Raw genomic sequence first — 15,131 nt, 5'->3', positions numbered from 1 at the left:
GCAGAGGGAATCATTCACCCGCAAGAAGCGCCCGCTCTGATCGGTCTCAGCGATGCCGACGATGGCGGCCTCATAAGTTGCCGCCAGCCTGGCTTCACTAGCGTTCCGTGCCTCTTCGGCAATACGGAGTTCAGTGACATCTGTGGTGAAGCAGCGCGTGTTGACGAACTTGCCCTCGACAATGCGGCTGTTCGACGTAATCAGCACATGCTTGATGGAGCCGTCACGCGCCCGCAGCCGCGCGGGATAACGATCGAGCGGCTCGCCGCATGAAAGGCGCTGAAGGATATGGCCGATCACCGGCGCGTCGGCATGAAACTCAGCGACGTGGCGCCCTATGTACTCCTCGGGCCCGTAACCAAGCAGTTCCAATTCGGCTTTATTGGCGCGAAGGATAATCCCCTCTCCGCTGACGATATGAAGACCAACAGCGCTGTTGTCGAAAAAGTCCTCCAGATCCTGCGTCTTCCGGCGGACTTCCTCCTCCACCTGCTTGCGTCCGGTGATGTCCTGGAAGCAATTGATGGCACCTTGGATGCCGCCAGAATGATCGCGCAACGCCCGGATGTTGACCAGGGCCGAAAAGCGGGAGCCATCCGGCCGTGCCATTATGACTTCGGCATTGCGCGTAGGCGTTCCCAGACGAACCGCCGCGGCCATCGGACAGTCGGCATGGGCAAGAGGAGTTCCATCGACCAGGTAGAGCTGATGCGAACCGCAGAAGCGCTCCTTCTTGGCAGGGTCAGGTGTTCGCCCCCAAGATTCCACGGCCTCGGTGTTGTAGGCGACGAGCAATCCGTCCGCGTCACAAAGATAGACAGATAGACAGCGCCGGGAATGGCATCGAGCGCGGCGTGGCCGGCCGCGACCAGCGCCTCGAACTGCGTGGGCCTTTGGCGCGCGGAAAACGGGAATTCTTCGACGTTTGACATGAGGCGCTCGGCTCTCGGGGGCGAGAGGAGCGACGGCCCGAGGCGGGCCTCGCCTATTGAAATGGGCGGACGCCCCTGAGGCCCGCCGAACCCACCAAAACGCATGGCGCGCCCTTTGGTTCCGCGGGAGGGCGGCAAAGTCACCCCCTAATCTCAGAAAAAGCGGCCCGCAAACTGAGGTGGCCTCAATTTACGGAGGGCAGTATGGCTACTCGACGGGCGCGGTCCCACACCTGTATTGCGACGCCGTCCACATATTGCTTGGCTTGGACAACGGCAGCGTCATCGTCTTCGCACTCGACGATCACGGGGGGGCCCTGAATGTGCCCTTTTTTATCAAAGCGATAGAGGCGATACTCCGCCATGCCAGCACTCATGAGCGCTACTGTGATGCACAATAATTTACTCACTGTTCCATCCAACGCAACGATTTTTGCACGGCTGAATCAGGTCCGCGGGTCGGGAAATACCGGGCATCGCATCCGAACAACTCGGCAGCCGGGGTGACGAACCGCGACCTGCGCGAACCTCAATGTCCTCTTAATGGGATGGTCCGGCCGTGCTCCTGCCCCGCCAGCGATAAGCTGGTCAGGGGCGCCAAGACAAGGAGCACGCCATGTCTCAGACAGCCAACAGCGCGATCGCCGTGATCGGCATCGATATCGGCAAGAACTCGTTCCACGTCGTGGGCCACGATGCGCGCGGCGCCATCGTGCTGCGGCAAAAGTGGTCGCGTGGCCAAGTGGAAGTGCGGCTCGCCAATATACCGCCTTGCCTGATCGGCATGGAAGCCTGCGTCGGCGCACATCACCTGAGCCGCAAACTCGCATCGCTTGGTCACGATGCCAGGTTGATGCCGGCCAAATATGTCCGCCCCTATAGCAAGGGACAGAAGAACGACTTCAATGACGCCGAAGCGATTGCCGAAGCCGTGCAGCGCCCGACCATGAAGTTCGTGGCGACCAAGACCGCGGAGCAACTGGATCTGCAGGCGCTGCATCGGGTGCGCGAGCGGCTGGTGTCGCAACGCACCGGCATCATCAACCAGATTCGCGCCTTCATGCTGGAACGCGGGATCGCCGTGCGCCAGGGTATCGGCTTCCTGCGCACGGAACTGCCCACCATCCTTGCGACGCGCACCGATGCCCTGTCGCCACGCATGTTGCGTGTCATTGAGGAGTTGGCGGGCGACTGGCGCCGGCTGGATCAGCGCATCGATAGCCTATCCAGCGAGATCGAAGCACTGGCCCGTCAAGATCAGGCGTGCTCGCGCCTGATGACGGTGCCTGGCATCGGGCCGATCATTTCGAGTGCCATGGTGGCCGCGATCGGCACTGGAGACGTATTCTCCAAAGGCCGCGACTTCGGCGCCTGGCTCGGACTGGTGCCCAAGCAGATCTCGACAGGAGACCGCACGATCCTCGGCAAAATCTCCAGGCGCGGCAATCGCTACCTGCGCGTTCTGTTCGTGCAGGCGGCATGGGTTGTGCTGGTCAGGATCAAGAACTGGGAACGTTACGGCCTCAAATCCTGGATCGAAGCCGCCAAGAGGCGGTTGCACCACAACGTGCTGGCGATCGCGCTTGCCAACAAGCTTGCCCGCATCGCCTGGGCGGTGCTGGCCAAAGGACGCGCCTTCGAGCTGACGAGGACCGACGATGCAGGCGTCGTCCGACCCGCGTAATCCTCGCGCCGTGCTCGGCGCTGTCAAGGCGCGGCCTGGCAACGTCGGAGCCAGCCGCAAGCCAAGCGCGACGGCCGGCCTTGACCGCCCCTGCGCGCGACGCGATCGACGGTCCGCGGGCCGGGACGAAGGAACGGCCCTTGGCTCGAACAAAGGAACTGCGCGATATCAGGAGCAAGCGATGACGTAACCCTATCAACAGTTTCCAGCCGAGGTCTGCGAGAGGATGAGACGAGATGGAGGTTCGGTCTTCCCGGCGCATGCGAACACTGGTGACCCAAATGGTCCGATCGAGGCCTGTCCGCTAATGAGAACGCACGCGCGCTGATATCCATGATGGCCCGGAGCAAATGCTCCAATCAAAGGCCGGATACATTGATGCAAGACCGCTCACCGCCAGCTTGGCGAAACCACTTGCAACGCACGGCCGGACCATACATTGGGTCAAAAGCGCTGATTTAAACCTCGGCCGGTTGCTTCCGGTCTAGCACCAACTTCGGACATGTAGCCGCGCCGCGCGAACTGTCGCGAAGGGCCATAACCAGATTACGACATTCAATGACGCTGGGCAGTGTCACGCACGAAGCGCTTGAGTTTTGGCTGGGCTTCGCAGTTGCACATTGATTCGATGACGCGGCACTCCGCCACGCGTCCTCCTTTGCAGCACGCTAATATGTGCTGAAGCTCCCCTCGAAGTGCGACGAGCCGCTGAATTTTGCTGTCCACGGCCTCAATGTGCTCGCCGACAAGCGCATCGATCTCCCGGCATGAGTCCTCGGGCTGGTCCTGCAATTCGAGCAAGGTGCGGATGGCATCGACCTCGAAACCCAACTCGCGCGCGTGGCGGACGAAGACGAGGCGCCGGATGTCGCTGTCACGATAACAGCGACGGTTGCCCTCGGATCGCGGCAAAGGTGGCAGAAGGCCGATCTGCTCATAGTAGCGGATCGTTGGAACTTTGAGGCCGGTGCGTCTGGCGACCTCGCCGATGGCACATTCGTCACCCATTTTAGAGACCTTTCTCTTGCTCCTCTAGTCACTAGAGGATGCAAGATATGAGTTCAAGTATGGAGGATGAGGAATGCCGGGCTGCTGCAATGACGAATTGTGTTCCCCTGGCAGGCCAGCGGCCAGCAACTCCGGCTGGCGCCGCGTCTTGTGGATCGCCCTTGCCGTCAACGCGGTCATGTTCCTGGCCGAGATCGGAAGCGGCATCGCGGCTGGTTCGGCATCCTTGCAGGCTGATGCGCTGGACTTCCTCGGAGATACGGCGAATTACGCAATCAGCCTTTGGGTCGCCGGCATGGTTCTGGTGTGGCGAGCCCGCGCGGCGCTTTTGAAGAGCATCACTTTGCTGGCGCTCGCCTTGTGGGTTATCGGGATCACGGCCTTTCAGGCGTGGTCCGGCACTCTTCCGAAGGCAGAGGTGATGGGCGTGGTCGGCGTGCTGGCGCTCGTCAGCAATGCTGCGGTGGCCCTCATGCTTTTCCGCTACCGGGCCGGCGACGCCAATATGCGCTCGGTCTGGATATGCTCGCGAAACGACGTGATCGGCAATCTGGCCGTACTGTCGGCGGCGGCGGGAGTGTTCGGAACCGGCACGGGTTGGCCGGATATCATCGTTGCAGCGATCATGGCCGCATTGGGAATTTCCGGTGGCGTCCAGATTATCCGTCACGCCATGTCCGAACTTCACCCTTCGGCGCCAACCACGTGGCCGCTTTCATCAGGCCAAGTCAGCGGCGCAACTAGCAGGTCCCGAAAATGATCGAACGCGTGAGGGTGGCGCGACTGGCGTTTACGGGTCTCGGGTTTGCAGCCGGGATCGCGGTTGCAAGCCTTGCACCCGGCCTGCCGCAAAGCGTGCGCAAGTTCGCGGGATTGGCTTTTGCGCCTGCCACCGTGCAATCGGCCGATACTGCTGGGCAGCCGCCTGGCGAAGGCAGCAAGGTGTCGGACGACAAGCAAGCGATCGTCAACCTGACCGACGAGCAACTGACGGAAGCGCGCATCGATCTGGCACAAGCCGAAAGCGGCATCCTCGCCCACCGCATCATCGTTCCGGGAACGATTATTCCAGTCGCCGACCGGATCGCGAGGGTCGCCGTGAAACTCTCCGGCACCGTGGCGGAGCTGCGCAAGAACATTGGCGATTCAGTGATCAAAGGCGAAGTGCTCGCCATCCTCGAAAGCCGTGAAGTCGCGGACGCCAAAAGCGAATACCTCGCCGCCCGCCTCACCAATGAGTTGCAGCAGACATTATTTCAGCGCGACAGAACGCTGTGGGAGGGTCGCGCAGCCACCGAACAACAGTTTCTCAGGTCCCGAAACCTGACCGCGCAGACTGAAATGAAATTCAATGTTTCCCGTCAGAAGTTGTTCGCTCTTGGTCTCAGCGAAAGCGAAATCGCGGCTCTGCCAAACGAGCCGGAAGCCCTGCTGCGCCGGCAGGAGGTTAGAGCGCCGATGGCAGGGCGGGTGGTCGAGCGCAAGGTCGATCTGGGCATGGCGGTTGGACGGGATAATTTAGAGACCGAACTGTTCGTGATTGTCGATCTCGATCGTGTCTGGGTCGAACTCGCGGTCAGTCCAACCGACCTTCCCGCAATTAAGGAGGGGCAGCCCGTGTCGATTGCGGCTCGTGGAATCATGGAAAAGGCGGACGGCAAGATCATGTTCATCACTCCGCTTGTCGACAAGGAGTCGCGGTCGGCGCGCGTGGTTGCGGAAGTTGCCAACGAAAGCGGTGCATGGCGGCCGGGTTCGTTTGTGACCGCGGCGGTCCCGACCGGCGAACAACCGGTTTCGGTCGCCGTGCCGGCCAGCGCCGTCCAGACCATCGGCGCAGCAAAAGCCGTGTTCGTGCGCACCGCGGAGGGTTTCGAAAAGCGCGCGGTGGTGACCGGCCGGAGCGACGATCGCCTGGCCGAGGTACTCACGGGTTTGAAAGCTGGCGAGACGATCGCTGTCACAAACACGTTTCTGCTCAAGGCGGAATTCCTGAAGTCGTCCGCCGAGGAATGAGGGGATGATCGAATACATCCTCGCCGCATCAGTGCGTCGCCGGTGGCTGGTGCTGCTCGTGACGCTTGCTGCTGCGCTCTCCGGCGCGTGGTCTCTTACCAAGCTGCCAATCGATGCCGTGCCCGACGTGACCAACGTCCAGGTCCAGGTCAATGCCGTCGCGCCGGCGCTCTCGCCGGTCGAGATCGAAAAACAGGTCACCTTTCCAATCGAAACGGCACTGGCCGGCACGCCCGGTCTGGAATTGACCCGTTCGTTTTCGCGCAACGGTTTTGCCCAGGTCACTGCCGTCTTTACCGACAGGACAGACATCTACTTCGCGCGCCAGCAGGTGGCGGAGCGTCTTACCGAAGCAAAGGCGAGCCTGCCGCCCGGCGTCGATGTTCGGATGGGCCCGATCTCGACCGGGCTCGGCGAAGTCTATTGGTGGTCGGTGGAGTATCTGCCCGCCGGAGAGACCAGTTCGGTCCGCGACGGCAAGCCGGGATGGCAGAGCGACGGTTCGTATCTCACCCCCGAAGGTGAACGCCTCGTGGACGAATTTCAGCGCACCGTCTATTTGCGTACCGTGCAGGACTGGATCATCCGCCCTCAGATGAAGACCGTGCCAGGCGTCGCGGGCGCCGACGCGATTGGCGGATACGTGAAGCAGTACCTTGTGCAGCCGGATCCGGCACGCCTGATCGCCTACGGGCTTTCGTTCGGGCAAATCGTGCATGCCATCGAAGCCAACAACGTCAGCCGTGGCGCGAACATTATCGAGCGTAACGGCGAAGGGTATGTGGTACGCACCAGTGGGCGCGTGGAAAACCTCGGTGATATCGAAGAAATCGTCGTCGCGACCCGACACGCCGTGCCTGTGCGGATCAGGGATGTGGCGGAGGTGGTGCTCGGCCGTGAACTGAGAACCGGCAGTGCAAGCGTAAACGGGCGCGAAGTGGTGCTCGGGACGGCCCTGATGCTGGTCGGCGGCAACAGCCGTACCGTCGCGGCCGCGGCTGCGAGCAAACTCGACCAGATCAACCGCACCCTGCCGCCCGGCATTCGCGCACGCACAATGCTCAATCGCACCCAACTTGTCGACGCCACGATCCACACTGTGGCGACGAATCTGGCCGAAGGGGCGCTGCTGGTCGTAGTGGTGCTGTTCCTGATGTTGGGCAATTTCCGCGCGGCAATGGTGACCGCCATCGTCATTCCCGTCACCATGCTGATCACCGCGACTGGCATGCTGCAAGGCAGGATCAGTGCGAACCTGATGAGCCTCGGAGCGTTGGATTTCGGGCTGATCGTGGATGGCGCGATAATTATCGCCGAGAATTGCCTGCGGCACATGGTGGAGCGGCAGCGTGAACTCGGCCGGACCCTCTCGCTGAGCGAGCGTCTGGATACCGTGACGATATCCGCAACTGAAATGATCAGGCCGACCGTGTATGGGCAGGCAATCATTGTTCTCGTCTATGTCCCGCTTCTGACCTTCACCGGGGTGGAAGGCAAGACGTTCGCACCGATGGCCATGACGGTCATCATCGCCCTGATCACAGCGTTCGTGCTTTCGTTGACTTTCGTGCCGGCGATGATCGCAATCTTCGTCAGCGCACGTGTGCAAGAAACCGAGAGTTTCATCGTCCACAGCTTGAAGACGCTGTATCAACCTGCGCTGTCAACGGCGACGCGATCACCCATCGCGGTTATCACCGCCGCGACCTTCCTGTGCGTCGGGGCGGCCATTCTGTTCGCACGGCTTGGCCAGGAGTTCACACCAGCGCTCGACGAAAAGAACATCGTGATGGAAGTCAGACGGATTCCCAGCACGTCACTTGCACAATCGCAAACAATGCAGCTCAGCATCGAGAAAGCTGTGAGCCACCTGCCGCAGGTTGCGTTTGTGTTTTCCCGCGTCGGCACGCCGGACCTGGCAGCCGACCCGATGCCGCCGAATGCGGCCGACACTTACGTGATCATGAAGCCGCGGGACGAATGGCCCGATCCAGGGATACCCAAAGACGAATTGATCCGCCAGCTCGAAGTTGAGGCATCCAAATCGCCCGGCAACAAAGTTGAGTTTTCCCAACCCATCCAGATGCGCTTCAACGAGCTGATTGCCGGTGTGCGCGCGGACCTGGCAGTGAAGGTCTTCGGCGACGATTTCTCCTCTATGCTACGCGCGGCCAACCAGATTGCCGCCATTCTCAAGGAGATCGAGGGGGCGGCCGACATCAAGGTGGAGGAGGTGCAGGGCCTGCCGGTTGTTGAGGTCAGAATCGACAAGGCGGAGATCGCCCGTCGCGGCTTGAACCTTGCGGACGTGCAGGATGTTATCGGTGTCGCGATCGGCGGCAGCCCGGCCGGACTCGTGTTCGAGGGCGATCGTCGCTTCCAGATCGTTGTCCGGCTAGCCGATTCGCAACGCAGCGAAGTCCTGGCGCTCGAAAATCTGCCGGTCACCCTGCCACAAGGCGGGTCCGGCACCGGGGCCGTCACCGTTCCGCTGCGCCAGCTTGCGAGTTTCCATGTGGGCGAAGGCCCCAATCAGGTCAGCCGGGAGAACGGCAAGCGGCGCGTGGTGGTGACGGCCAACGTGCGCGGTCGCGACATCGGCTCGCTTGTTGACGAGGCGCAAGCGAAAATCGCGGAGCAAGTCACGCTACCTGCCGGGTATTGGTTGGCCTGGGGTGGCCAGTTCGAGAACTTGAGCACGGCGCGGCAACGGCTCATGATCATTGTGCCGCTCTGCTTTGGGCTGATATTCCTGCTCCTATTGAGCGGGCTGGGTTCCGCCCGCGACGCACTGATCGTGTTCAGCGCCGTTCCGCTTGCGCTCACTGGAGGAGTGGTGGCGCTATGGCTGCGCGACATGCCCTTTTCCATTTCGGCTGCGGTCGGCTTCATCGCGCTGTCGGGCATTGCCGTTCTCAATGGACTCGTAATGTTGAGCTTTATCAGGCAGCTCATCAATGACGGGGGATCGAAGCAGAAGGCCATCATCGTTGGCGCGCTCACGCGTTTGCGCCCTGTCGTCATGACCGCGCTAGTCGCCTCTTTGGGTTTCGTGCCAATGGCCATCGCAACTGGGACCGGAGCCGAGGTGCAGAAGCCGTTGGCCACCGTGGTGATCGGAGGTCTGATCAGCGCAACTTTGCTGACGCTCTTTGTTCTGCCAGCGCTGTATGCACGATTTTCTAACGAGCCCAGCAATGCTCGAAAGAAAGACGAACTTTCGCCCCCCAAGGGCTGCGCCGATAACAAGGGCGGCGTCTGAGTCTGCTGTGGGTCAACATGCGAAGAACTCAACCTGAGCAAATCGGGTCCGCCATGCCTCAGTGAGCGGACCTCGTGGGGCGCCGCTGCCTCTTCGCTGATGGGCCAGTTCGGACACCTCCCGATTTCACTCAATCAGTTCGTCGGCCTCTATGAGAATGGATGGTGGTACCGTGAGGGTGAGTGCTTTCGCAGTTCGCATGTTGATGACCAGCTCGAACTTCGTCGGCCGCAGGACTGGAAGATCGACCGGTTTCGCTCCGCGGAGGATCTTGCCCGCATACACTCCGACCTGGCGGTAAGCGTCGGCGAGGCTGGCACCATAACTCATTAGCCCGCCATCCGCTGGAAACTCTCGAATGTGGAAGATGCCGGGCAATTTGCGAGTAGACGACAGAGCAATGATCTTGCTCCGCCGAGAGTCGAAGAATGGATCGTTCTGCACCATCAGCGCCGAAACGCCAGCTTTAGTCAACGCGACGAAATCGGCCTCGATCTCAATATCGGTTGTTGCGCTCTGCACGATTACCTCGCGGTCGAGCGACTGAGCTGCGCTGACTACCGACCGCCGGAACTCGTCGAACGCTTCCATTCCGAAGGCCGGGTTGAGCAAAAGCCCCACAACGCGAGCCGAGGGGACCAATGTGCAGAGAAGCCCCAGCCGTTTGGCGCCCAGATCGCCCGTGAAGAAGTTTACACCAGTGGCCGTGCCTGGCCGATTCATACTTGCGACCAGACCGGCGCGCACTGGATCCTGGCCGACGACGAAGACAAGCGGCACAGCGACGGCCTCCGCCTTGGCTGCGAGTGCGGCCGGATCGCCGGTAGCAACAATGACCGAAAGCGGTCGGCTCCGCAGATCGGCGACAAGGGGTCCCAATTGACTGTAATCGCCCTTCGCCCAGCGATACTCGATGGCGACGTTACGGCCTTCGACATAGGCCATTTCTTCGAGCCCGCGGCGGAAGGCATCCATGTGAATCATAGCTTCTTCGGGCGAGCGCGTACTAAGAAATCCGATCAGCGGCTGCGCAGATAGTTGCTGGGCGCCCGCAGCAACCGGCAACGTTGCCGAAACAGCCGTAATTCCTCTAATGAAATCTCGCCGCCGCATTGCCGCTCCAAAATACACCGCGATAGAAGCAGCGATGCACAATTGTCAGGACTCGCTTCAAAGGTGAATTTGCGCTGAAGTTCTCAGGCTGTCCATCTCGCGTTTCCCGTCAATCGCATCGATCGACCCTGAGTTCGCGATTTCCGAGCTACCGCCGGGCGCGGAAGTGTCGCTGCACTGCCACAACTGACACAACGGGCCAGAAGCGGAATCGCAGCAACCGCGATGGTCTATCGGAAGAAATTAACAGATGAGATCTGAGGAGCGAGCCAAGTCAGCTGCGATCACTCCGGCAATCGGATACTTTGACGGTCCACGTCCTGGTGCTTCACGGCCAAGCCCAATTATCGAAAGCAACGACGCCGAAAATGTGGGTGACCGTCCGGGTGGAGCACGAAGTTCATGTCACCGCCACGGTGTTGCAGGCATAAGCCGGCTGCCCACTAGCCGATATAACCCGGTGCTTTTCACTACGTTACGAATTGAGGTCCCAAAAAAAGACTCTGTCGTTTGTCACTGCCGAATACCAACTGCCAAAGTACAAGTCGGCATCGTGTATCTGCCCATTTACCCAGATGTCCGTATGGCCGATGGTACTGGTGTCTGTTGGTTCAAAAATGATCACCCCGTTTCGGCTCCCAAGTTTAGATGTGTTCGGAAACATCTGTCCGGAGCCATACCTATTATTGAGGTACTGCCGAAGATCGAGCGTCGAAAAAATATACTCCCAACCATCGTCGTCCATAAGAAACCGAACTTTTTTGACGAGCACGCCACCTTTTCCGTAGTCGCCATCGCAATTAATATAGTGACCATCAACGTGGTTGAATGCCCAACTGATTTTCGAACCGCAAGTATTCTTGTGCCCTGGTTCGTCGTGAAATTTCTTTATGGAGCCGTTGATCATTGTTTTGAAATCGTCGGTCATACTTGGATGGTTAGCCAGCAAGGCGTTGTAGCCTATGTTGATAAAGCCCATGATTTCCCCTTGCCGTTGAACCCTTAGCGTCGCGGTCTCCGATGAGAGAGGTATGCGTGCGCACACTGTGGTTTGGCTATCTTGCCTTAGCCATTGAGCGGGTCAACAGCTTTTGCCGAAGTAGGGTGTTCGTTTCGCGCCAACTAAGCGGCCGCCGTCGCGGTCGCAAGCATCTGGAACGCCGGGAAGCAGACATGGCCTGACTTCGCTTGTGGGTCATGAGCACCCTTCGGAGTGGCCGCCGGTTGCTTCCGGTCTACTCCCATGAGCCGACCACCGGGGACGCCGCCTAGAGTTCGCATTCGGGCCATCTCTGGAAGTGCAATGCGTAAGCCACTCATCCTGCGTTCGCGTCTAGTCCTAGTCTAGTGCTTCTAAAGCCGACGATCCGTTCATCGTGTGTTTTCAGGGCGGACTAAATTCCGTTGATCCAGATCAACGGTTTTCCGAAACCCAGGAGCCCAATATGCTCTCCCTCAGGGCTGGGACACGGATATGATGGCGCAGCCGACAGTCGTGATCGTGGTTGATGACGATCCGGGCCTACTGAAGAGCGTGGCGCGGCTGTTAGCGCACCACGGCATTGAGAGCCGTACCTTCCCCTCGGCCGAGGCGTTGCTTGAGAGCGACAGCGTGCAGACGGCAACCTGCTTTCTGCTTGACATTCACCTCGGGGGAATTTCGGGACTCAAGCTGCAGCGCCAACTTGCGGCATCGGGATCGAAGTGGCCCGTCATCTTCATGACCGCGAGCGACGATGAGGTCACGCGCAAAGAGGCGATGGACGGCGGGTGCATCGCCTATTTGCGCAAGCCGTTCGCATGTCAGGTCTTGCTGGATGCCATCGAGAAAGCTGTGGCCTAACCGGCGCGGCGCAACAAGAGCACGCGGGGTCATGACGTCCGAGTCGGGTCACAAGCGTCGGTCTTGCGCTCCGCTGCAAACCTCCGCTCTACCCCTCTGAACTGACATGTAGCGGCACCAGCTGAACGGTGGCGATGGGCCACAACCCGACTCATGCACCGCATGACAATTCGACGCGGTCAACCGACGAAGGCGTTTGGCAACTAACTTTGCTTTGTCCGCGGCAATACGACCTTGAACTCAGTGAACAGCCCAAGCTCCGTCTCGACCTCGATGCTGCCACCGTGTTGCTTTACAATAATGTCATGGCTCATCGACAGGCCCAGCCCAGTACCTTCCCCGGAAGGCTTCGTAGTGAAGAACGGGTGGAATATCTTTTCTCTGATTTCTTCCGGAATTCCGGTGCCGTTATCGCGAATACGTATTTCGACCTTGTTTCCCAGGTTCCTTGTCGTAGCGGAAAGCACCGCCTCGAAGCCGTCACCAGCTTCCACTTTTCGTTTCGCAGCGGCGTAGAAGCCGTTGGATATCAGATTGAGCATGACCCGCGTGATCTCTTGTGGATACACGTCAGCCATACCAAGGGAAGGGTCGAGATCGCGATGCAAAGCGATGCTGAAGCCTGCCGTTTCTGCTCTAGCTCCGTGATAAGCTAGGTTGAGGCTCTCCACGACTACCGCATTGATGTCAGTAGGACGATGCTCGCCGGAGCCTTCACGGGAGTGCTGCAGCATGTTTTTCACAATGGAGTCGGCGCGTTTGCCGTGCTGAACAACCTTTTTGAGGTTGTCTTTCAGCGTCCGGGTCAGTTCCTCAACTTCCGCACGGATGTTGTCGGTCAGGGTGGCGGATTTGAGCACGTCATTCAACTCGTCGGTCAGCTCCGCCGAAAGGGCCGAGAAATTGTTGACGAAGTTGAGAGGGTTCTTGATCTCGTGCGCGATACCGGCGGTAAGCTGGCCGAGAGAGGCCAGCTTCTCGGTCTGCACTAGACGATCCTGCGCGGTTCGCAGATCGTCCAGGGAAGCCGCGAGTTCTTTGGTTCGCGCCTGAACCTGGTCGAACAGCCGCACGTTTTCGATCGCAATCACCGCCTGATCGGCAAAGGTTGTGACCAATTCGACCTGCTTGTCTGTAAAGGGCCGCATTATTCGGCGCAGCAGCACGAGTGCGCCAACCGGATTGCCTTCGCGGAGAAGGGGTACTCCGAGAAATGTTCGCGGATTGCCGCTAAGTTTCTGCGCCTCCGAAAACGCATAATCGGGATCGGCAAGCACGTCGGGCACATGTATCACCTTTCCTTCGAGCAGGGTTCGGCCCGTAATGGTCGCGCGTTCCGGTTTGACGGGGATGTCTTTCACGTAATCCATGAACTCCGGGGTAAAGCCGTATGAGCCCGCACGGAAATATTCGTCCCCCTTCTGGCGCGTGATCGCTGCCATATCCGCCTCGCACAATCGCGCCGCAGACTCGACGAGCGTGTCCAGGACGGTTTGCAAGTCAAAGGCAGAGCGGCTGATGACCTTGAGCACATCGGCGGTCGCAGTCTGCTGCTGGAGCGACTCTCGCAGATCCTCGGTGCTCGCGCGCAGCTCACGAACCAACCTCGTGTTTTCGATAGCGATCACTGCTTGAGCCGCGAACTGTTTCAGGAGCGATATCTGCTTCTCCGAGAAACGCGCCGGCTCTTGGCGGAAGATCATGAAGTTGCCGACCAGCTGATCGTTCTTTAGGAGCGGAACGGCAAGAATACTTCGCGCCCCTCCTAGATCGACCAGCGCGCGCCGGTTGGGTTCGCCTCTGAAGTAGGCATCCGAGTCGCGAAGATCGGAAATCTCTACGATCGGTTCGCCCCGCAAGAGGCGGGCCGGTGCCGTGCCCGGTCCGTACTCCAACGGCCGGTTGCGCCGGTATTCATCATAGGCTGGAGGGAGCCCACGCGTGGCAGCGGTATGGAATAGCTCGCCGTCGAATGTATTGAGCACACCGAAATCGGCAGCGCAAAGGTCCATCGCCTTATCGAGCATCGCGTCGAAGACGGGTCCTAAGTCACCGAAAGAACCGCTGATCACGCCGAGAACTTCGGCGGTCGCGGTCTGTTGCTGTAAAGATTCGGAAAGTTCGCGAGTTTGTCTCTGGATCTCCTCGAACAAGCCGGCATTCTCAATTGCAATAATGGCCTGGCTGGCAAAGCTTTCCACGAGTGAGATTTGCTCGGGGGTGAAAGGTTTAACCTCTTGCCGGTACAAATTGATGACTCCGATAATATTGTCGTCCCTGATCATCGGGACGTACAGCACCGTCCGCGCACCGCCGAGTTCGACGCCTGCAACCGCGTTGGGATTGCCCATCCGATAAGCGTCGCTCTCACGGGCATCGGGAATATGCGCTGGTTTCCTGGTCGCTCCCATGAGATCAACCGGGGTCGTTGCACCGCCTGTATGGAGATGCTGCTGACGATACTGGGCCAGTGCAGGAGGGACACCGATTTCCGCCATGGCCCGCATAGCGCCTTCTTCCATCTTATAGATGAAGCCGCATTGCGCCGCGCAGATGCGCATCGCATTGGCAAGCATCGCCTGGAACACCGGTCCGAGTTCACCGCGAGCGGACGATATAACTCGAAGAACCTCAGCGGTTGCCGCCTGCCGTTCGCGTGCCTCAGCCAGTTCGAAGGTTAGGCGGCTAAGTTCCGTCCGCAGATCGGCAGCCGATGGACCACTCGGGTCCCGGGTTTTCGCTTGGGTCTTGCGCTTCGCCTTGGGAGCCATTTTAACCGATTTGCGTGCACTACTCCGTTCCGGGGGCGGTTGGGTCATCTACGGCCTCTGATCTCAAGGGTAGGCATTCTATTGGCTTGAGGCGGTATCCCGGAAGGGCAGAAACTCCAAAGAATTCGTGCAAATGAACGAGCCGATCCGATGTCAGTTCAGGGTCAAATTGCGACCTCTAGTCATCGAATTGGACCTAAGCACGCCTCCTGTGGTCCGAAAGCCGACGTAAGAGAGTTCGAAACTGACCAGCCTCATCAACTGAGGAGGTCATCATGACCGATGTCTCAAAATCCGCAGAGAACGTTCAAAAGCGCGTCCCGTGGAACAAGGGTACGGTCGTTGGCGCTAAGCCGCCACTTCGGCCGAAGCACGTTTGGTCTATCCGGACGAAGCTCCAGGTTGAGGGACGAATCCGTGATCTGGCGTTGTTCAACATCGCAATCGACAGCAAGCTTCGTGGGTGCGACGTGGTGGGCCTGAAAGTCGATGACGTGGCATC

General features: G+C 59.6%; 10 protein-coding genes and 2 pseudogenes. 6 read left to right on the top strand and 6 right to left on the bottom strand.

The window, feature by feature from the left end; translation table 11 throughout:
• A pseudogene (locus tag IVB32_RS32360) lies at positions 1-932 on the bottom strand (PAS domain S-box protein); the annotation flags it as partial.
• Positions 933-1,117: 185 nt separating this feature from the next.
• On the bottom strand, positions 1,118-1,342 hold the full coding sequence (locus IVB32_RS32355; protein ID WP_247367756.1) for a hypothetical protein: 225 nt from the start codon (positions 1,340-1,342) through the stop codon (positions 1,118-1,120).
• A gap of 206 nt (positions 1,343-1,548) precedes the next feature.
• On the opposite strand from IVB32_RS32355, the gene IVB32_RS32350 reads away from it, so the two are divergent.
• The gene (locus IVB32_RS32350; RefSeq protein ID WP_247367758.1) at positions 1,549-2,616 is read left to right on the top strand and encodes an IS110 family transposase; all 1,068 of its coding nucleotides are present in this window, start codon (positions 1,549-1,551) and stop codon (positions 2,614-2,616) included.
• A 555-nt stretch (positions 2,617-3,171) separates the two neighbouring features.
• Here the strand turns inward: IVB32_RS32350 and IVB32_RS32345 are convergent.
• The gene (locus tag IVB32_RS32345) at positions 3,172-3,624 is read right to left on the bottom strand and encodes a helix-turn-helix domain-containing protein (protein WP_247367760.1); all 453 of its coding nucleotides are present in this window, start codon (positions 3,622-3,624) and stop codon (positions 3,172-3,174) included.
• A gap of 148 nt (positions 3,625-3,772) precedes the next feature.
• Between IVB32_RS32345 and IVB32_RS32340 the strand changes: the two genes are divergently transcribed.
• The 3 genes from IVB32_RS32340 to IVB32_RS32330 are packed head-to-tail and all read left to right on the top strand — an operon-like array spanning position 3,773 to position 8,902.
• Positions 3,773-4,384 carry a cation transporter gene (locus IVB32_RS32340; RefSeq protein ID WP_346731123.1) on the top strand — a complete coding sequence of 204 codons (612 nt, stop codon included), beginning with the start codon at positions 3,773-3,775 and terminating at the stop codon, positions 4,382-4,384.
• Positions 4,381-5,640 carry an efflux RND transporter periplasmic adaptor subunit gene (locus IVB32_RS32335; protein WP_247367763.1) on the top strand — a complete coding sequence of 420 codons (1,260 nt, stop codon included), beginning with the start codon at positions 4,381-4,383 and terminating at the stop codon, positions 5,638-5,640. The genes IVB32_RS32340 and IVB32_RS32335 overlap by 4 nt, the downstream gene beginning before the upstream one ends.
• A gap of 4 nt (positions 5,641-5,644) precedes the next feature.
• Entirely contained in the window at positions 5,645-8,902 is a 3,258-nt protein-coding gene (locus IVB32_RS32330; protein WP_247367766.1) for a CusA/CzcA family heavy metal efflux RND transporter, read from the top strand.
• A gap of 126 nt (positions 8,903-9,028) precedes the next feature.
• Here IVB32_RS32330 and IVB32_RS32325 read toward each other — a convergent pair whose 3' ends face one another.
• Together IVB32_RS32325 and IVB32_RS32320 are read right to left on the bottom strand one after the other, a co-directional pair.
• Positions 9,029-10,015 carry an ABC transporter substrate-binding protein gene (locus IVB32_RS32325; RefSeq protein ID WP_247367769.1) on the bottom strand — a complete coding sequence of 329 codons (987 nt, stop codon included), beginning with the start codon at positions 10,013-10,015 and terminating at the stop codon, positions 9,029-9,031.
• Positions 10,016-10,490: 475 nt separating this feature from the next.
• Entirely contained in the window at positions 10,491-10,994 is a 504-nt protein-coding gene (locus IVB32_RS32320; RefSeq protein WP_085394002.1) for a T6SS effector amidase Tae4 family protein, read from the bottom strand.
• A 498-nt stretch (positions 10,995-11,492) separates the two neighbouring features.
• On the opposite strand from IVB32_RS32320, the gene IVB32_RS32315 reads away from it, so the two are divergent.
• The gene (locus IVB32_RS32315) at positions 11,493-11,858 is read left to right on the top strand and encodes a response regulator (protein WP_346731122.1); all 366 of its coding nucleotides are present in this window, start codon (positions 11,493-11,495) and stop codon (positions 11,856-11,858) included.
• A gap of 203 nt (positions 11,859-12,061) precedes the next feature.
• Here the strand turns inward: IVB32_RS32315 and IVB32_RS32310 are convergent, their stop codons facing one another.
• Positions 12,062-14,677 (bottom strand): GAF domain-containing protein, encoded by a 2,616-nt coding sequence (locus IVB32_RS32310; protein ID WP_247367774.1) that lies wholly within the window; start codon positions 14,675-14,677, stop codon positions 12,062-12,064.
• 227 nt (positions 14,678-14,904) lie between these two features.
• Here IVB32_RS32310 and IVB32_RS32305 point away from each other — a divergent pair.
• Positions 14,905-15,131 (top strand): annotated as a pseudogene (locus tag IVB32_RS32305) (integrase); the annotation flags it as partial.

The organism is Bradyrhizobium sp. 23 (assembly GCF_023073295.1).
In the GTDB taxonomy this organism is placed as follows: Bacteria; Pseudomonadota; Alphaproteobacteria; order Rhizobiales; family Xanthobacteraceae; genus Bradyrhizobium; species Bradyrhizobium canariense_D.
Note: the sequence above shows the minus strand (reverse complement) of the source record. Positions and strands in the feature narration are given on the sequence as shown.